Source organism: Enterobacter cloacae complex sp. IR53030 (genome assembly GCF_049238365.1).
Taxonomy (GTDB): domain Bacteria; phylum Pseudomonadota; class Gammaproteobacteria; order Enterobacterales; family Enterobacteriaceae; genus Enterobacter; species Enterobacter kobei.
In genome coordinates this window covers 1-17,351 of the sequence record NZ_JBMKHA010000014.1, presented here as the reverse complement: position 1 = coordinate 17,351, position 17,351 = coordinate 1, and the positions used below count along the sequence as shown (strand labels likewise).

Sequence of the window (17,351 nt, the reverse complement as noted above, 5' to 3'; positions counted from 1 at the left end):
CCTAAAACGAGATGATTCAAATGAGTTATGAAGATGATGTAATGTCGCTGATTATTGCCGCTGGCGAGGGTCGCAGCTGTGCCATGGAGGCGCTTAGTTTTGCCAAAGCAGGGCATTTTTCTGAAGCAGAGGCTTCGCTAACCCTTTCTGCCGATGCCTTCAGGCAGGCACACGAGGTGCAGACCCGGTTAATTGGTTTGGACGAGGGGGCAGGTAAACTGCAAATGACGTTGGTGATGGTTCATGCCCAGGATCACCTTATGACCGGTATGCTTTGCCGTGAATTTGTGACAGAATTGATAGAGGTTTATAAAAAAATGGAGTGAGTACTGAATGAAAACACGAGTCGGCTTTAATACTTTAATTAACACCAGAATTAATGAATTGACCCAGACTGAAATACGTATTTACCAGTTTATCAAGAATAATCGTATGCGGTTTATCGATATGAGCATTGCAAAATTAGCCGATGCAATGAATGTTGGTGAGGCCTCTATCATTCGTTTTTGTAAAAAACTGGGATACAAGGGCCTTTCAGAATTAAAGACGACTCTTCGCCTGGAAACAGATAAAGACGATACATTGTTATCAAAAGTGACTTCTCTTGATGAGCAGACGAACTCTATGAGAGGAATTGTACAACAGCTGGCTAATGATAATTACGTTGTTATCAATGAAACGCTTGCCCTGCAGGAGGAGTCGTCGCTGCTGTGTGCCGCTGACTGTCTGAGCAACGCCCGACAGGTCTATTTCTACGGCATTGGTATGTCGGCGATTTCCGTTCTGTATGCCAAATATCGATTCATGAGAATTATGGCAAACGTCGATGCGTTGATCGACAACCACACCATGACGCTCAATTCGAACAATGTCGGGAACAAGGATGTGGTGGTTGCGATTTCACATTCAGGTGAAACACGCGATGTTGTCGATGCATTAAGGAGGGTGAAAGAGAAGGGGGCGGTAACAATTGTTATTAGTAAGCTAAAGCATTCTTCATTAAGTCAGTACGCTGATGTTGTCTTACTGACGGGAGGGACCTCAAATCCTTATCAGTCAGATTCATCAACGATTACCGCTGCACAAAGCTTTATGGTTGATGTTTTATTCAATGCGTTATTGTTTATCAATCAGGGCGGTAATGTTGAGAAGATAATATCTTCTCTGGATGTTATTAATAAAGCTAAATAAATATATTTTCAATTCTTTCCTTTTCAGGTATGAAAGTAACTGAGGACAACTTATGGATAATACAAGAAAGATTATATGCATTTCTTTGCTTACGGCTATGCCAGGAATAGCAAATGCAATGCTGGTAGGAGGGCCAAAAGACTTTAATCTGGAAATTTATGGCAAATTAGCCATGTCCGTTTTTACGACTCAGGCAAGTGAGCGAAATTATGATTATACTCTCGATAATGAATCGTATATTGGTTTTCGTGGGAATAAAGAAATTACGGAAGGTATAAATGTTATCTTCCAGATTGAAAGTGGTTATGTTGGTTACGAGGCAAAAGACTCTGGCCTGGGAAAATTCGATACCTTCGTAGGATTTGAAGGTAAGTATGGCAAACTTCGCTTTGGTCGCATGAAGGGGGCGTTGTATGAAATCATAGACTGGCCTTATACGAACCCCGGTCTCGGACGTGTTTTTGACTGGGGAGGGGACGTCCACTGGCACCAAAGTAATCGTATGTCGAATATGGTGCGCTATGACGGGAGTCTTGCCACAAATGACTACGGGGCATTTGATGTGGTGCTTAGCGTTAACCGGGATGATTCAACGATTTCAGGATCGACGACCTACAGCTCGCGGATAACCTGGACGCCTTACTCCACGATAAAAGTACATGCTGCTTATGAAGAAACGCGCAATAAATCAGATCAACCGACGGATGACGTGGTAGTTGACGATCTGATGGATGCCTCAGGTTATGTTTTGGGCCTCGAAGTACCCATTCCTGATCTTGGTCTAAGGTTTTACGCAGGTTATAAAAACGGTCAAACAACCGATCTTACTACCCACGTTAAGAGTACCCAGGATGCATATAGCTTAATTGGTGAATACTGGCATGACATCTATGGTGCTAAGCTAGGGTATGCAAGGAATAATGATTATAAAATTGATAATGTCACCCAAAAAGACACCGCCGATAAAGTTATCTCCTTACAATTGATGATGAACATGGAAAATGGTTTTCTTCCTTATGTTCGTGTAGGTCGTACTGATGCCTATAATTCATCAACGAATGATAATTTTTATCGTGCTGGTCTGGAATTCTGGTTCTAATTTTTTATCTGTTTCTTTTATTTTATCAGTTCTGTTAATTAAATTTTTTTTGGCGTTTTTATTTTATCTTTAAATAAGATACCTTCAGCGCATAGCGATCTGAATCGGGTTCGTGCTGTCAATTAGATGAGATAATTGAATTCTGATATCTATTCTATAGCGATATTTTATGCAACCGCACTGACCTGATTTCAGTCATCCTGCCGCCTGCAGTCGGAAAAGATTTGCTATTTACTGTGCATGCGATTGAGATCCCCAAAAAGGCCGCAAGTGCGGCCTTTTTGGGGAACGTAAAGGTTACTCAGTGACTTTCTTTTCCAGTTCGCTGGCACCTTCTTTGGTTTTATTCCAGCCTTTCTCAGCGCCTTCTTTGGTGGCATCCCACCCTTTCTCGGTGCCTTCTTTGGTTTTATGCCAGGCTTTCTGGGAATCTTCGCTGACCTTGCTGCCCAGGCTTTCGCTTTTACCTTCCGCAGCATGCTGCTGTTTCAGCTTCAGCTCTTCACCTTTGTTCTGCTCTTCGTGCAGTTTTTGCTTCGCCTCATTGGCGTTTGCGTTCGCTGCCGCGACGGTATCATCAGTTGCATGTGTGGTCGCAGCAAATACTGGGGAAGCCAGCAGAACGGCAGATAATGCGATAATTGTTTTTTTCATAATATCCTCATTTAACGTTTTCGGTTATGAGCGTGATTCAGCCTGGCACAGGCGAAGCGGGATGGCTTTAGGAAAAAACTGTAATGAGATCAATGCATCCTGACGCGGGGTATTTTGCCTGAGGATTATCCAAAGGATAAAACGCCTATTTCTGCGAGGGCGGCGAGGGTCAGGAGAATGAAGATGATGACGGTTATGGGTCTGTACATGGTGGGGGTCCTTCCGTGTGGGGGCGGCTAATCCGTAGCGCTGGGTGGTGTAGGTTATTTTCCACAGGAGATGGGGGAGGGTGTTGATGCTTGTCAATGCCAGAGGAGTACAACATAAACTACTGGCCGGTGGATACTGTGTGGTTTCAATCTATACAGCAGTGAAGACAATAAACAGGTACAAAAAAGCCCGCAGGGCCTGCGCCGTGCGGGCTTTCAGGACTTCAGCGGATGACTCTGGTAATCACCGATGGAGAATTTTGGGCTGGCGTCCCTGTAATTTGCTATTCAATTGATTGATTTATATATTTATTTTGAATTTTAATTTTATGGGTGGTTCTAAAAAGGAACCATAAATATTAATGGTATGAGTTCTCTCGATTAGCTGATTGGCAAATTGTATCAAAAGATAACAAATCCTCATTTCAACTCCCAGTTGGTAGTTGAACTGCGTAAGCAGGATCTGCTTTCCACCGATTAGTGTATACGGTAGTTTTTCAGCATAACTTAATTGTACCCGTAGGGCGGTACCAGCATAGGTGGAGAATGGATTTTGAACAACTGGTCACCAGAGCATACAAAAGAAATCAAAGCTTGGCTTAACATAGATAACTATCGCAAATTTGAAGATCTCTCATTGATACACTTCTATCACGAGTTATGGGCCCGGAATCTGTTCTTTAAGGAGTATCGGGAAGAGTTTGAGAGCAGAACTCTTATGAGTTACTTCTCAAAGATTTTCACCGGCAACCCTTTTTTGATTCCAGAAGGGCAACTTGGATACATGACTCCTGCCAACAAACTTTTTCAACCACCCCATTTTTTTCTAACAACTCTTGATCGCCTTGCTGAAACGAGCATTATTGCTATGCAACGCGGAGGTTTTGTTTGGAATGAAGGTGACAATTATTCAATAAACGCAGAGCTTCGAGAGGAATCACTTTCAGACATTATGCCCGATCAGTTTACACGAACAGTCATGTTCGAGATTGATTTGGCAAGTGGCACAGACGAAGAGATTGCAGAGTCGCTTAAAGCTGCATTACCGCAATGGCGTAAAGTTAAGGGTATTGATGAAAACCCATTGGAATCTGTTCGTTTTGGATACGGAACTATCAAGAAACTCATCAGCTATCGTGTAATACCTATGCTGGATATCCTGGTGTGGGCAGCCGTTAAAAAAATCCGTGTCTCTGACGACAGGTTATCCAGACTACTATATACAGACGATGACGAAGAAAGCGAAATGAGGCAGTCCAGTCAAATCAAAGATACCGACAGGCCTTTGGCTCTTAAATCCTGCACAACTGACTTTATCCGACAATTCCATTACTTCATGAACAAAAATAGCCATTTGAAGCAAATGAAAGTCTCTGATGTAATGAAACTATCGGATTAGTATTTTATCTATAACTGTCTGTTTTTAAAATGAAAAACCAAAAGCATCATTGTAAATGATGCTTTTTTTTGCGATTTTTACTTTGAACCGGCCATTTTGCCACTTGCCATAAAACAGGGGAATTTCAGCTACTCTCAAGTTCCCCTGTTTTGTACGGCACCAACTTCGAGAAAACTATCCTGCATAGCAGCGAAGAACCTCCGCTTCAGGAGCTTCACTCCTTTCTTTTCCCAACTGTTCATATAGTGATTTCATCGAAACGACAAGGGATAACGAAATGAATAATCAAGCAACCCGCCTCATACGCTTACCAGAAGTTCTCGAACGAACTGGCTACGGAAAAGCCTGGATCTATCGTCTGATCAGAGAAAGTCGGTTTCCGGCACCAGTGAAGATCGGTGTTCGTGCCGTTGCTTTTGTCGAGAGTGAAGTTGACGAGTGGATTCAATCAGTTATCGAAACAAGTCGAAATAGTGTTGCTTAGTTAATTTGGGGAGACATGTTATGAATATCGAAGAATTTGTGAGTGAAGATAACCATATGTGTAATCTGGGTCAGGAACTTTTTTGTGAAATTTTCGAACCCGGAGCGATTTACGATTTATCTGATAATGAGTTTAACAGAAAGATTGTTTACTGGTTAAGCCAGTATTTAGTGGGGAATCTAAGAGAACCCTTAGATTCGATCTCTGAGCTTAATATTTTCGAACAGTTTTATGTTTATGAGACATGGTTTTCGCTAAGGAAGGTGCGAATAAGTCACCAAACGCAAAAAAACGCCTATGTAAGTGATTGAATTTAATTGACTAAAAGTTTCATTTTCGTTGCGGAGGGTACTTATTCGCACCCTCCCTAATTAAATGCCCTGATGAAATTAGGAATTTATCGAAACGGATAATTCGATATCAGATTGGGCTGAAAACCATTCTTTGAATGAACCTATGTTTAGTACTATTTTGTAAATTGCATTGTTGAAATGATAGTGCTATTTACTTTTTGATTTACAAAACACCTTTAATTCCTTTTAAAATAATGGGTTAACTATTTCAAGTGAAAAGAAAGGATTATAATATCCCTCTAGAGGGATATTATAAATTTTCGACCGGGATGCGTCATTGTAAAAGGGATTAATGTTAAATTCAGGAAAATATATTTGTAAATTGCTTATGTTATATGCTTTATTTATTTTCACTGACGATTAAATGTAAATAGAGGTGATATGACTTTGAAATATAAAATAAAAAGATTGAAGAGTAAGGATGGTATCAGAAGTTGCATTATTATTAATGAGAGCAACGGATTACCCTTGGTTTATCCTAACTTATATATGAGTGTTATTTCACGAACAAATAGCTATTCATTTTCAACAATGGAAGCAATAGCAAATGCTTTGCTTTTATTTGAAAGATATAATGCTGACATGAATGTGGGTGTTTTTGATATGGTAAATCCTGATATCGAAAAACTTGTCTCGAACAAAGGATATTTATTCGGGTTAATGAATGCCCTCACTTACAGAAACGACTTAGAGAAAGTTACAAGCATTCTTAGAGAACAACATGTCTCTAAAAGAACCCTTTATTTCAAGATAATGACAATTGAAAATTACGTCAAATGGTATTTTGATAACATCGCTATCAATAATATTGATTCTTCTCGTTATGAAACAATCAGTCGAGCATTTGATTTTATAAAGCCAAGAATAGAGACCGGAAAGAATTACAATATTGAAAGCGAAAGCAAATCATTGACAAATGAGCAGGTTACAACTTTGACTGATATGGTAAGTGTTAAATCTAAGATTAATCCATTTTCGGAGCAGGTAAGGTTTCGAAATAATCTAATAATTGAAATTTTGTTAGAGACAGGTATTAGGGGAGGGGAACTACTTAATATTAAGTTGGTTGATTTTGACTATGTCCACAAAAGTCTATGCATAGTAAGAAGGCCAGATGATCAAAACGAACCACGATTAAGGCAACCATTGGTTAAAACTTTAGAAAGAAAAATACCATTGAGTATAGAATTGACTGAGTTAATACAGAATTATATTAGTGATTTCAGAAGTAAGCAGTGTCATGCAGGGGAGCATGACTATCTGCTTGTTACTCATAGCAGTAAAGGTCAATTAGGTCATGCATTGACTATTTCAGGTTATCAGAAAATTTTCGAACAAATTAGGAAAAATAGTAATGTATTGAGCGATATTGTGGGGCATTCGCTAAGACATACTTGGAATGTGAAATTCTCAGAAATGATGCTCATGAATTCGAACTCTCAGGATTATATTACTTATGAGAAAGTAAGAAATTATCTTATGGGGTGGAAGAAGAATAGTACAACCTCAGATATCTATAACCAAGCATTTATAGCACAAGAAAGCCGAAAAATAATGGCTGTTATTAACCCACTCAAAAACATAGTAGAGGACAAATCCAATGTTTCAAACTCTAAGAAAGCTACAAGAAAGTCAATATTCGGTTTTTGAAACCAAGGATGGTAATTTCAAAGTGAACTTTTCTTATTCCAAGTGGAAGATAAGTAAAAGTATAACATTGAACATTGATTCTTTAAGAGTGGTCATCAGTGCATATATACCTATCAAAACCACTTTGGCATATTTCGCTATAAATTATAGTGCCAGTTATACTAAGAAAATGTTTTATGCAGTAAAGCATTACATTAAGGCCTGTAATACGAATGATAGCTTGTTTTCTAAAGATTGCATAAAGTATTACTATAAAGTTGTGAGCTCATTAGATTACACACATGCAGAGACAGTGAAATATTTTTTTATAAAGATGAGTGGTCTTTACCCATCTTTATTTTCGGCAGAAGCAATCATATTTTTATAAAATATTAAAGTTAAAAAAACAAATGCAAACAAGTCTATAAAGACACATGATTATAAAAAAGGCCCCTTTAGTGACTCTCAATTAAAGGTAATTATAGATTCTGTAGCGATAGCTTATAAGGAAGAAAAGGTAAGTCTGTCAAACTATCTGTTAACCTTCCTTGTTGCATATTCCGGGCGGCGACCTATGCAAATATCTCAACTTGAAGCTGGTGATCTCTTAGCTTTTAATGGAGAGTACTTTCTCAATATCCCAAGAATTAAACAACGAAATGGATATAGAAAAGAGTTTAGAAAATTACAAATTCCAGAAGAGCTTTTCAGCCAATTGACATATCTCGTTGAAGCTGTGAATTTGCTGGTCAGTGACACATTAAAAATCGATTTAAGTGAAAAACAAAAGAGAAAACTACCAATTTTTATAAACACATATCCATTCAAAAAAGGATGTGTTGAGCTAAACATGATTGAAAGTGGTGGATTAAAACTTAACCCCTATGCCATAACACTAAAAATAAGGAACACTATAAATCGCTCAATAAATGAATATCAAGCCTATCTGGGGTGTATAAATTCGCGCAGATTTAGATATTCATTAGGCACTAAGGTTGCACAATTGGGTTATAGTCCTTCACTGATAGCAAATGTTTTGGACCATTCTTCAATCAATTCTGTTATGAGTTATATAGAAAATACAGCGGAAAATGGCAAGAGGATTAATGAAGCTGTAAACGAACTAATGAAGCCACTGGCTAACAAATTTATTGAGGGAAAAGAGCTGCAGAAAGAGTTAGATTCTTTGAAGCATTTGATAGAAGAATACTTCGGTGGATATAAAACTAACTCTTTTGATAAGACAGCAATATCGTTATTAACTAATTCTATCGATGATATGATCAATAGCATTTAAAAGAAGGATAAAGTGATGAAAGAAATCCATGATAAAATGATCAATAACTTCATTATCGCTAATAAGGCTCATGCGAAAAATTTTGGAAATTTTGATTGGGATAATTCAAGTTGGGGAGGCGGAATTACATTTTTTAGCGGAATCAAGGTTAGAATGGGGAACAAGAATAAAAAATTAATGAATTATAACATTGCAGAGTTCGCAAAAGCATATGTATGGCATGAGTGCTTTCATGATTTATCTGTAGCTTTCAGAGTGCTGAGATTATTTAGGATATTAGAAATTGCCATAGTTAAAACAAATAAAGAAGTTAAGGTTTCAAGCATAGATCATAAAGTATTAGATGAAGTTATGAGTATTGTTCAAGAAAATTTTGCAATATCCACTTCTTATAAAATATATTTAGATCTTAGGGTATTATGTTCTTTTATGTCTAAGAACGAAATGTTGCCAGAATCCATTACACGATGGTCATATCCATTTAAGGCATATGATGCTTACACAAATAGCACAATGGATTCGATGGGAAATTTATCCAATCAGAAAAAACTTCCTGATGAAAAGGCTATAGATTTTATTGGTAAAATATTTAGCTCTAATCCAGTTAATGAAAGGGACATATTTACATCTTCTATTTTTGCATTGCTCTTATGTGCTCCATCTCGAATTAGTGAAATTATGCTTTTGGAAGAGGACTGTGAAGTTATAGTTGAAGATAGTAATGGCATATCAAGATATGGTTTGCGATTTCTTTCTCTGAAGGGCTTTGGATACAATACCAAATGGATTCCAGACTGTATGGTTCCTGTAGCTTCAAAGGCTATCATGCGATTGAAAAAACTTACAAGGAATGCAAGGGTTGTTTCACGGTTGATAAAAGCAGGGGAAATTAATTTATACGAGTCATTGAACAGAAGTGCATTTGATTGTTTAACAATTGAAGATCTCCACAAACTTGGCTTTGTTATAAATCAATTAAATATCTCCCAAGAAAATCTAAAATTCTTGTCTAAGATAAAACATGGTACAGTCAGTGTAAAAGCATTTTGGATTTATATAGAGCGAAAGAATGTTAATTCTGAAAATATTAATGCTAATCTATGCTCCATAAATCATAATTTATTGGACTCTATCAAGGGTGCTGATATTTTCACAACAATTAAGGCATCTTCAAAGTATTTTAGAGCGGATTTTCGCACTGATAATATGAATAACATATTTCATAGGAATATACATTTTAACTGTGATGATCCTATTTTAATTTTCCGCAGCCATCAAATTAGACATTTACTTAATACTATAGCTCAACGAAGCGTATTGTCAGAGATACAAATTGCCCAATGGTCTGGGAGAAGGAGTGTTAAGCAGAATTCAGTATATGATCATATGTCTCACGACGAGTTATCAGAACTATCAAGGAAACTATTGAACAGAAACACCTACGAAGAAACAAAAATTTCAGAATCTTCATTTAATGAACAATCGATTATTATGAATTTGATTAAAGATAAATTTGAAAAACTAGAATTAAAAATACAAAATTCAGATCCAAGAAAAAGAAAATATATTCTGGAAAAAATTAAAGATTTAAGAATGGAAATTGAATGCATATTAATGTGAGGAGATTATATGGCAAGAAAGTTTTATGATAAAGAAATAAAAGCTATTGTTAAAATTATTGAAACCTGGAGTAAGCCTGATTTCACTTGGGATTCTTTATGCGTGGCTTGCAAAAAAATTTTAGGTAAAGTACCTACACGGCAAGCATTAAGCCAGCATAGTGAGATTGTCGTTGCGTATAGGACCAGAAAAAGATCTGGTATGGTTAAACGTCAAAATGCGAAGTTACCCGGTAGCCTGAGCCTTGCGGCGAAAAGAATAGAACGACTTGAAAATGATAATTCGGCACTAAAATATGAAAATAATAATTTACTGCTTATGATTCAAAGAATGCACGAAAATGCTTACAGGCATAATATATTGGCTTCTATTCTTGAAGAAGAATTTCCACAGAGAGCAAGAAAATAATATTTTGATAGGTTTTACCTATTGACAGGTGATGTTAATATGGTATTTATATATAGTCAGGAAGACAAAACTAACTTGCAAGGATGCAATTTATGGACAAACAAAACAACTTTGCAGTGGAGACACTGGAAGAACAGCTTATTATTATTGTTGATAAATATATCTCAAAAAGGTACCAGCCAGGCGATAAAAGTTTCTCATACCAGCTATACCTGCTTTTTGTTGGCTATCATTTAAAGTATTTCTACCCAAGACAGCTATACACTCGCTCTAATCGTAACATAGACAACATTATGACGATGTTCAGTTCTGTATACAAATGCCTTACAAGTACTTTGTTGCAGCGATTGAACAATAAGGAGGCTGTTATCAGAGAGCTAAACTCTCTCGTGAACTATATTGACAACAATCAAGAAAAAGCAGAAGGAATTTATACGGTTGTAAGAACACAGTATGAAGTGAAGGTTATCGAGAAAGAGTTAACCCATGAAGTAGTCAGAGTAAGAAATGTTAGATTATAAAAGCTCCCTACGGGAGCTTCATTTCAGTAATCAATTTTAATTCCCTACAAACTGCCAGCCGTCATCTGTTTTTAGGAGTTTAATGGATGCTGCTTGCTTGAGATTACCATCAATTACCGTTACGACATTACACTTATAACTTTTATCAGATTCTTTTGTGCAATCAACTTTTTTCACTGATGTAAGATGGCTTCCCGTCCATTTACTTAAAGCTGTATAAATATCTTTTTCTGAGGGTTCGCTGTTACATGCGGTTAGAAGAAACGCTGTAAGAATAACGGTAAGGATTGAGTATGTTTTCATTTTTATTTTTCCAGGAATAGTTAGTTAAGAACGCCCGTTTTGGTGTTGTTATTGTCAGTGGAGAACGTCCATTTGCTGACAATTTCGCCTTTGAAATCTATTTCAAGAGTTTTAGACTGAGTCTGCGAACCGCCAGTAAACAGCCCTACAACTGGAATGAAAGTTGTTGCATTGAACTGATTGTTATACATAAAGTATCTCCACTGCTCATTTCCGTCATCGAGTGTGGTTCTTGTATCAGGCTCACCTAATTTAGTGAGTAATTCCGTCTTAGTTGTTTTGTTTTTAATGATCTTTGATTGGAGGCTTTGAGGTGTTTCGTTTTTAAGGTTCTGGTTCCCTGATGTTGAACAGCCAGAAAGCAGGAAGACAATAATAAAAAAAGATGACTTTATAAATCGGTTCATTTACTTTCTCATTTTAGGTTTGCGGTTGTGTGAAATTAATTTCACCGTATAAAAACAACTCTGTCTGCATACGTTTTTTTAATTTTATAGATAAGAATAATGATGCTTACGAAAAACGTAATGACTGATACAAGAGTGCTGCCAGTCCACGAAAATGCTAACCACGCGAGACCAAATGCAACGAATTGAAACAAGAATGCCACACTGAGCGGGCTTTCACCGTAAGCGATCTTTGCATGGCAGCCTTTACAAATCCGCACACCGTGAGGACTTTGTGTAAAGCAGAACGGGCACTTTATTGTTTCGTTTTTCATAGCAACCCCAGGGTGGAAGATTTACTGTGTGTTTGTAGGGATTCTCGATGGCTGGCTGGCTAAAGTAAAATCACTTGTACCGATCGATGTTTGAATCGTGATAGGTAAAAACTATTATAAGTAGTTTATCGATCTGTAATAACGATCAATTTATTGTTGACTTATCCTAAATTAACCACTACCCAAACGATATTGCTGTCAGGGATAAGCGGTAAGATTTTGTTTATAAATGAATTTTCCTTTCTTTATGTAAAGGTCGGGTGGCATAGAGATTTGAGAATCCAAGGAGGGGCTTGTGAAGAATGCTCTTACCATAGCTTCGGAGAAGCTCTGCAAGCCTTCTAAGAAATGGAAGCCAGCCGATAAGCCTGAGATGCTTTTGCTGGTTAACCGCATTCTTTTGGAGAATCTTCTCAACGATCTCGTTTCGTCTGTCTTTTCTGAGTCGCAGTTCGAGTTCAGCAATTTTTTCACTGATACTTTCCTTTTGCTCCCTGGTTTCCAAAATTGTTGCAGGAGCAGGAGCAGGAGCAGGAGCAGGAGCAGGAGCAGGAGCAGGAGCAGGAGCAGGAGCAGGAGCAGGAAGAGCAGGTTGGTCTTTTATCGATATGTCGCTTCGCAGAGCTTCTAAGTGGTCGGGGTTGTAGTTAAGCCGATTACTGAGATTTGCCCAGGAGTAGCTCTTACCCAATTGCGAAGCTTTGAAGGCTATATCGCGGTAAGAGAAAGAGAAGCCGTTCATTTTGCCTGTGCTGGCGACATTCGCCGTCCAGGATACTTCAGCTTCTTCCAGCCGTTTTGTGAAAGTCAAAAGGTCCGGCTTATCAGATAAACTTTTATCAAGTATCTGCTGCAGAGCTTCTCTTGGTGAAAGCACCCCGGTTCGTTCCGATAGCATTTTCTCATTACGGGACACTCTCTTCCGCTTCGGTTGTGCTTGCGAGGGGGGAGATGCAGTTTTGGTCACTGTCAGGCCATGAGCGACTTCGAGTTTACTGATGATCCGTGTGCTGATAAGGTTTTCGTTCCTGCCCAAGTAGAGCTTCCCACCGGCTATGTCGATTCTGCTGGCAATAATGTGTATGTGCTGGCCATCGTCGTCATGAAGCACATAGCAGCGGAGATGGGTCTCATTGAACCCCATCTTCTTCATATAGTCGTCAGCTATCATTGCCCATTGGTCATTCGATAATGATTCACCATCAGGTAAGCGAAGCGAGTTGTGCCATACCGGTTTCTGGACATCTGGCCGAAGCTGTTTAGTGCCATCAAATTCAGCGATCAGTTCAAGAGCGGAGCTACCCAGCATATTGCCCCCGATTACGACTGGATCGCTTCTATGATGTGCTCCCGGTTTCAATGCATATTGAACGACACCAGCGAAGCTCTTACCCCTTTTGATCTTCTGCATACCCTTCATCGGGTTTGCTCCATATGTCAGCATTTAGCAGGTGCTGGCGAAGCTCTTCCAGTTGTCGCTTAACAGCGAAAAGCTCTGTATGAGTAAGCTGGCTATCTTTACTCTTACTATCGATATGAAGAGCGATACGGTTTAGCTTCTGATTGATCTCACCCAGAGTCTTCCATGTTTCGATGTTTACAGGAGGTACATTCATGGGGAGCTTCTGCAAGAAAGCCATACGTAACCATTCGCCTTTTGCATAATGCCCCCTAAGACTATTGAGCTTGCTTAATTCCGTGTTGTTGAGCCGAACACTGACACAATGGGTTCTCAAGGATTGTATTATTAGGTCAGGCAGGTTTGAAGATTGCTTCATTACAGGAATATTGCTTTCGGTAAAGCGAGGTTTTGAAATTTGTTTTACCATATAAACTCCTTTTTATATGTTGGTGACTTAAACTATTATACAGGCTCCTGAAATAAGTCAATATTAACAGGAGCAATATTTGATGAACTATTTATTAATATTAATTAAGAATGATACTCCCAATCTATTTTATGTAGGTTATGGTTTTTTATGAGTAGTCCGAAAGGACACAAATCATCATCATTAGCTCTTGAAATAGGGTCTGACATACAGAAGCTATTAGTTACGTTAGGGTTTGAAACTCTACATAAATTTATCAATGCACAATTTTTGGCACTGCCTGAGACATAATTCATAAAAGCTAAAACTGTTAAAAATTGCATGAATTCATTTTGATCGAAATTTTCCGGAAGCAACGAGACACATTGAGATTTATTGTTTATAATAAGAGGTATTCCTATCTCTTTAATAAAGCTGTTTATTTTTTCGAAAAAGTCCCCATCGTTCATTCTGAAAAGCTCGGCAAATATAAATTTATTTGATAACTCTTTATTTGAAAAATCTATAACAAGTTGAATCCATTTTTGAATATTGGAGAAATTATTACCAGAATACACGGAAGATAATGATTCTTTGAAATCTGATAATCTTCTCTGAGTCTTGGTGAATATTGTTTCATTAAAACCGCCTCTCGCAACCCATGGAAGATTAAGTAGATGATTGCTACATGATTCAAAACTGTCTAAAGTATAAATTAGATTGTTATTCTTCATTTCCGAAATAGTATTAAAAAACATATTTACTGGATTGTCATTATATAGGCAATACTCTACAAAACAGACCCTGACATCATCAGTAATTTGACTAAGTCCTAAGAAATCAAATAGTGAATCAACTGTCATATAGGGAAAGTGAGGATGTAAAGTTTCCCAGTGCTTAGTTTCAATTTTATGTGCAATATATTCAAGGAAATCTCTTGCTCCGACTTGGTACTTAAAACCGTTTTCTAAGAGTAAAGTATATTTAAAAACTCTCGCTCCAGTATAGATTTCGAAAAATTCATTTTGTATTTCTTTTATTTTAATGTTTTCATCGATAAATTCGTTGCATCCCCATGTAAAAGCGTGTTGTCTGTCAGTTAGTTGGGTATCGTCATCCCATTCAGAAAACGGTCGTGTGATCTTCTTTTCTTTATTTGCATGAAGTAGAACACTAAGAAATCGTCTTTTCGAGACTAGTGTGTATCTTATGGAATATGGGAGGATTAGATCCTGTAAAAAATGGATATATTCATGAACAAAAGTTTGTTCGTTACTTCGAATACACTCTTCAATTTCTTCATTGGATTTTATAATCATAAAGAAATTTGATAGGGAATATGAACCATTAGCTGCTCTAATTTCCATGATGATTTTCACCTCTTTCGTTATATGCTTTAGTATTGTGGATTAAAATAACATTACTTGTAGGCTTTTGTATAGTCAGTCTTTTACAACCAAAGGGCAGGAAAAGCAAGGCTACCAAAAGAAGCTCCGCTTCTTTTGGTTAGCTCTTGCTTGAGTTGACAAAACGTAAAAGAATGTTAGTTAATAGATATTAATTATAGGAGGTTTTTATGAATAAAAAAATAATGACGCATATTGTGGTAATTTATATCGCCTCAATTTTAGCATCCTTAATTTACTTAAACTTATCGGATACTTTTTCAATGAGATATTTCGAATTGTCTGGTTTAAAAGAAAAAGTCATCACTACCTATGTAGTGGTTTCATTGTTTTTTTCACCATTACTATTTATGATATCGGATGCTATTAACAGTGAAAAATAGATTTCTTCATTTTTCAGATTTATATTTTAACATGTTTTCTTTATATTCAAATCGTGCAACGAAAGCTTTTATTATTAGTAATATAGTATAGAGGCAAATAATAAGATAACCAATGTTATTTATCATGAATTTATCAAAAATGTCCATAGACGTATTGAGTATTGTTTTAAAAGTTAGTAATGCAGTTGTTAAAGCACTTACTGAAAATAAAACAGTATCATTTGCTGATTTAATTAGATCTCGTTCAGTTTTATTTTTTAATTCTACCAAGCGATAGAAAAAAGGGATAACAATACAAATTGGAATAACTAATAAAAATGGTGAGCTAAGGTCAAAGAAAAAAATTATTATTATGAAAATAAATAAGCGTTTTATACTTTTTTTGTATATGTCTATCAGCGGCATTGGAATTTTTTGCATAATTTTATTCATTTTTAATTGAGCCAGCAATGGCTGGCTCTTGTGGTTAGGCTGCTAACCCTTCGTTAGGACGATCTGAATCCTCTCTGCTATCTTTTTCAGCAGCATAAGTAGATTCACGAGATTTCGTTGACATACCTGAACCATAGATTCGTTGAGCTTCACCATTCTCAGGTTTCCATGTCCAGTTTGATACATCTACTCTTTGTTCCGATTCCATTTTTTCAAGAAAATTTAAACCAAATACATTCATAGTTCACCTGCTATTTGAAGTTAACCAATTTGCAATGGACCCGGAAATATCCATGCCGGACAAATCTTCGATCCACAACCATTGACCAGCAGAATTCACCTCTAAGAACCACCAGTCATTATTTTCATCAACGATGAAATCTAAAGCCCCATATCGAAGGTTTAACTTAGACATTAAAGAATTAATTTTTTCCTTCACCGAAGTGGGTGCGTCAATTTTCCAGTGCGGTGTATTAGGTATATCGTATCTACGCCAGTCTACTTTTGCCTTGTTTGAATGCTGAGAGTCTACAGCACAAGCAAAATGTTTATCTTCAATTACTGTGTATCTAACTTCGAATTTTTTATTAACATATTTTTGAAGAGTAATTGGGTTTTCTGAATCGTTTGAGAAACTTTCTAATTGTTCTAAAGTGATTTTGTTTACATATAGACCTAATATCTCACCTGATTCAGAGACATACATATCTTGCGACATGAATTTAACAACCGAATCAGGATAAGTAGTTAAGAAATTTTTGAGGTCTTCTTTGGAATTTGAAGTTATAAATGCTGGGTTATTTAACCCAACTTCATTAGCTATTTTATGTTGAAAATACTTGTTATCAGCGAGAGTTGCATCTCTTACATGATTAAACCAGCAAATTTCAGATAATGCATTATATAGGCCAAAAAGGCTTTTATTCCATTCAGATCGCCATAATCTGAAACCGTTACTTTGATCTTGCTGTTGTTCAGAATTGACTTGAACAGATACCCGCCTTGGCCAAACACATTTTACGGATGAATTTTTGATCGTTTGTCCGTTTTGGGAGATAGTCCATTCAGAGCCATCAAAGCTAATTTTGGTATCTTTAAGGGCTTCTACATCTAAATTCAAACGGAAGTAGTTATCACCGAGTTTCATCGAAACTATGTCTGCATGAACATCGTTACTGTCAGTAAGTATCAAGATCATTGTTAGGATGTGTCTGAAATTTTTTGTTCACTTAATATCCGATAGTTATGTCACATCGTCAATATTAATTTTTATTGATTGTAACATGTTGATTTAAAAGTACTTTAAGCATTATATTGGTTTTCATAAATTAATTTCAACCAGGTATTATATCTTTTATTTTAGTGTTTTTTGTAAACTAACATGCTTTTTACTTGACTTAACTAGGGAAGGTGCGAACAAGTTCCTGATATGAG

Annotated in this window: 20 protein-coding genes and 1 pseudogene; 11 read left to right on the top strand and 10 right to left on the bottom strand. The window is 36.9% G+C overall.

What is annotated here, in order from left to right:
- Positions 1-20: 20 nt before the first annotated feature.
- From ACOTXR_RS14935 to ACOTXR_RS14925, 3 genes are read left to right on the top strand one after another with little or no spacing between them, the layout of a single operon-like run.
- Complete coding sequence (locus tag ACOTXR_RS14935) at positions 21-326, top strand: PTS lactose/cellobiose transporter subunit IIA (protein ID WP_045269205.1); 306 nt, start codon at positions 21-23, stop codon at positions 324-326.
- Positions 327-333: 7 nt separating this feature from the next.
- Positions 334-1,191, top strand: a complete 858-nt coding sequence (locus ACOTXR_RS14930) for a MurR/RpiR family transcriptional regulator (protein WP_078309460.1) — start codon at positions 334-336, stop codon at positions 1,189-1,191.
- A 52-nt stretch (positions 1,192-1,243) separates the two neighbouring features.
- A complete protein-coding gene (locus ACOTXR_RS14925) occupies positions 1,244-2,290 on the top strand; it encodes a porin (protein ID WP_052684066.1) in 1,047 nt (348 codons plus the stop codon).
- 297 nt (positions 2,291-2,587) lie between these two features.
- Here ACOTXR_RS14925 and ACOTXR_RS14920 read toward each other — a convergent pair whose 3' ends face one another.
- Complete coding sequence (locus ACOTXR_RS14920) at positions 2,588-2,944, bottom strand: hypothetical protein (protein ID WP_014884928.1); 357 nt, start codon at positions 2,942-2,944, stop codon at positions 2,588-2,590.
- Positions 2,945-3,706: 762 nt separating this feature from the next.
- Between ACOTXR_RS14920 and ACOTXR_RS14915 the strand changes: the two genes are divergently transcribed.
- The 8 genes and pseudogenes from ACOTXR_RS14915 (at position 3,707) to ACOTXR_RS14880 (ending at position 10,864) form a co-directional block, all read left to right on the top strand.
- Positions 3,707-4,552 (top strand): DUF6387 family protein, encoded by an 846-nt coding sequence (locus ACOTXR_RS14915; RefSeq protein WP_058691055.1) that lies wholly within the window; start codon positions 3,707-3,709, stop codon positions 4,550-4,552.
- 277 nt (positions 4,553-4,829) lie between these two features.
- On the top strand, positions 4,830-5,036 hold the full coding sequence (locus ACOTXR_RS14910; protein WP_072205418.1) for a helix-turn-helix transcriptional regulator: 207 nt from the start codon (positions 4,830-4,832) through the stop codon (positions 5,034-5,036).
- A 20-nt stretch (positions 5,037-5,056) separates the two neighbouring features.
- Positions 5,057-5,347, top strand: coding sequence for a hypothetical protein (locus tag ACOTXR_RS14905; RefSeq protein WP_058691056.1), 291 nt, complete (start codon positions 5,057-5,059; stop codon positions 5,345-5,347).
- 423 nt (positions 5,348-5,770) lie between these two features.
- Entirely contained in the window at positions 5,771-7,039 is a 1,269-nt protein-coding gene (locus ACOTXR_RS14900; RefSeq protein WP_058691057.1) for a tyrosine-type recombinase/integrase, read from the top strand.
- Positions 6,990-8,315, top strand: a pseudogene (locus tag ACOTXR_RS14895) (site-specific integrase). Before ACOTXR_RS14900 ends, ACOTXR_RS14895 begins: the two are co-directional and overlap by 50 nt.
- 15 nt (positions 8,316-8,330) lie before the next feature.
- Positions 8,331-9,935 (top strand): hypothetical protein, encoded by a 1,605-nt coding sequence (locus ACOTXR_RS14890; protein ID WP_275225205.1) that lies wholly within the window; start codon positions 8,331-8,333, stop codon positions 9,933-9,935.
- Positions 9,936-9,944: 9 nt separating this feature from the next.
- Complete coding sequence (locus tag ACOTXR_RS14885; RefSeq protein ID WP_275001075.1) at positions 9,945-10,343, top strand: hypothetical protein; 399 nt, start codon at positions 9,945-9,947, stop codon at positions 10,341-10,343.
- 92 nt (positions 10,344-10,435) lie between these two features.
- Positions 10,436-10,864, top strand: coding sequence for a hypothetical protein (locus ACOTXR_RS14880; protein ID WP_014640548.1), 429 nt, complete (start codon positions 10,436-10,438; stop codon positions 10,862-10,864).
- Between the two features lie 36 nt (positions 10,865-10,900).
- Here ACOTXR_RS14880 and ACOTXR_RS14875 read toward each other — a convergent pair whose 3' ends face one another.
- The 9 genes from ACOTXR_RS14875 to ACOTXR_RS14835 all read right to left on the bottom strand — a co-directional run bounded on the left by ACOTXR_RS14875 (position 10,901) and on the right by ACOTXR_RS14835 (position 17,064).
- Positions 10,901-11,167 (bottom strand): hypothetical protein, encoded by a 267-nt coding sequence (locus ACOTXR_RS14875; protein WP_009484054.1) that lies wholly within the window; start codon positions 11,165-11,167, stop codon positions 10,901-10,903.
- A gap of 20 nt (positions 11,168-11,187) precedes the next feature.
- Entirely contained in the window at positions 11,188-11,574 is a 387-nt protein-coding gene (locus tag ACOTXR_RS14870) for a hypothetical protein (RefSeq protein ID WP_045378575.1), read from the bottom strand.
- Between the two features lie 41 nt (positions 11,575-11,615).
- Complete coding sequence (locus tag ACOTXR_RS14865; RefSeq protein ID WP_000787429.1) at positions 11,616-11,888, bottom strand: hypothetical protein; 273 nt, start codon at positions 11,886-11,888, stop codon at positions 11,616-11,618.
- A gap of 223 nt (positions 11,889-12,111) precedes the next feature.
- Positions 12,112-13,308 carry a relaxase/mobilization nuclease domain-containing protein gene (locus tag ACOTXR_RS14860; protein WP_414658769.1) on the bottom strand — a complete coding sequence of 399 codons (1,197 nt, stop codon included), beginning with the start codon at positions 13,306-13,308 and terminating at the stop codon, positions 12,112-12,114.
- Positions 13,277-13,666: a hypothetical protein gene (locus tag ACOTXR_RS14855; RefSeq protein ID WP_088130405.1), complete on the bottom strand. Its 390-nt coding sequence runs from the start codon at positions 13,664-13,666 to the stop codon at positions 13,277-13,279. The genes ACOTXR_RS14860 and ACOTXR_RS14855 overlap by 32 nt, the downstream gene beginning before the upstream one ends.
- Before the next feature lie 155 nt (positions 13,667-13,821).
- Positions 13,822-15,063, bottom strand: a complete 1,242-nt coding sequence (locus tag ACOTXR_RS14850; RefSeq protein WP_275225202.1) for a hypothetical protein — start codon at positions 15,061-15,063, stop codon at positions 13,822-13,824.
- Positions 15,064-15,491: 428 nt separating this feature from the next.
- Positions 15,492-15,905, bottom strand: a complete 414-nt coding sequence (locus ACOTXR_RS14845) for a hypothetical protein (RefSeq protein WP_088130398.1) — start codon at positions 15,903-15,905, stop codon at positions 15,492-15,494.
- Positions 15,906-15,951: 46 nt separating this feature from the next.
- Positions 15,952-16,158, bottom strand: coding sequence for a hypothetical protein (locus ACOTXR_RS14840; RefSeq protein WP_129111472.1), 207 nt, complete (start codon positions 16,156-16,158; stop codon positions 15,952-15,954).
- 3 nt (positions 16,159-16,161) lie between these two features.
- Positions 16,162-17,064: a hypothetical protein gene (locus tag ACOTXR_RS14835; protein ID WP_410023148.1), complete on the bottom strand. Its 903-nt coding sequence runs from the start codon at positions 17,062-17,064 to the stop codon at positions 16,162-16,164.
- Positions 17,065-17,351 lie beyond the last annotated feature (287 nt).

Excerpts from the sequence above, each read along its gene's own strand:
- ACOTXR_RS14935 (WP_045269205.1), top strand. The coding sequence starts at position 21 with ATGAGTTATGAAGATGATGTAATGTCGCTGATTATTGCCGCTGGCGAG.
- ACOTXR_RS14930 (WP_078309460.1), top strand. The coding sequence starts at position 334 with ATGAAAACACGAGTCGGCTTTAATACTTTAATTAACACCAGAATTAAT.
- ACOTXR_RS14925 (WP_052684066.1), top strand. The coding sequence starts at position 1,244 with ATGGATAATACAAGAAAGATTATATGCATTTCTTTGCTTACGGCTATG.
- ACOTXR_RS14920 (WP_014884928.1), bottom strand. The coding sequence starts at position 2,944 with ATGAAAAAAACAATTATCGCATTATCTGCCGTTCTGCTGGCTTCCCCA.
- ACOTXR_RS14910 (WP_072205418.1), top strand. The coding sequence starts at position 4,830 with ATGAATAATCAAGCAACCCGCCTCATACGCTTACCAGAAGTTCTCGAA.
- ACOTXR_RS14905 (WP_058691056.1), top strand. The coding sequence starts at position 5,057 with ATGAATATCGAAGAATTTGTGAGTGAAGATAACCATATGTGTAATCTG.
- ACOTXR_RS14900 (WP_058691057.1), top strand. The coding sequence starts at position 5,771 with ATGACTTTGAAATATAAAATAAAAAGATTGAAGAGTAAGGATGGTATC.
- ACOTXR_RS14890 (WP_275225205.1), top strand. The coding sequence starts at position 8,331 with ATGAAAGAAATCCATGATAAAATGATCAATAACTTCATTATCGCTAAT.
- ACOTXR_RS14885 (WP_275001075.1), top strand. The coding sequence starts at position 9,945 with ATGGCAAGAAAGTTTTATGATAAAGAAATAAAAGCTATTGTTAAAATT.
- ACOTXR_RS14880 (WP_014640548.1), top strand. The coding sequence starts at position 10,436 with ATGGACAAACAAAACAACTTTGCAGTGGAGACACTGGAAGAACAGCTT.
- ACOTXR_RS14875 (WP_009484054.1), bottom strand. The coding sequence starts at position 11,167 with ATGAAAACATACTCAATCCTTACCGTTATTCTTACAGCGTTTCTTCTA.
- ACOTXR_RS14870 (WP_045378575.1), bottom strand. The coding sequence starts at position 11,574 with ATGAACCGATTTATAAAGTCATCTTTTTTTATTATTGTCTTCCTGCTT.
- ACOTXR_RS14865 (WP_000787429.1), bottom strand. The coding sequence starts at position 11,888 with ATGAAAAACGAAACAATAAAGTGCCCGTTCTGCTTTACACAAAGTCCT.
- ACOTXR_RS14860 (WP_414658769.1), bottom strand. The coding sequence starts at position 13,308 with ATGAAGGGTATGCAGAAGATCAAAAGGGGTAAGAGCTTCGCTGGTGTC.
- ACOTXR_RS14855 (WP_088130405.1), bottom strand. The coding sequence starts at position 13,666 with ATGAAGCAATCTTCAAACCTGCCTGACCTAATAATACAATCCTTGAGA.
- ACOTXR_RS14850 (WP_275225202.1), bottom strand. The coding sequence starts at position 15,063 with ATGGAAATTAGAGCAGCTAATGGTTCATATTCCCTATCAAATTTCTTT.
- ACOTXR_RS14845 (WP_088130398.1), bottom strand. The coding sequence starts at position 15,905 with ATGCAAAAAATTCCAATGCCGCTGATAGACATATACAAAAAAAGTATA.
- ACOTXR_RS14840 (WP_129111472.1), bottom strand. The coding sequence starts at position 16,158 with ATGAATGTATTTGGTTTAAATTTTCTTGAAAAAATGGAATCGGAACAA.
- ACOTXR_RS14835 (WP_410023148.1), bottom strand. The coding sequence starts at position 17,064 with ATGAAACTCGGTGATAACTACTTCCGTTTGAATTTAGATGTAGAAGCC.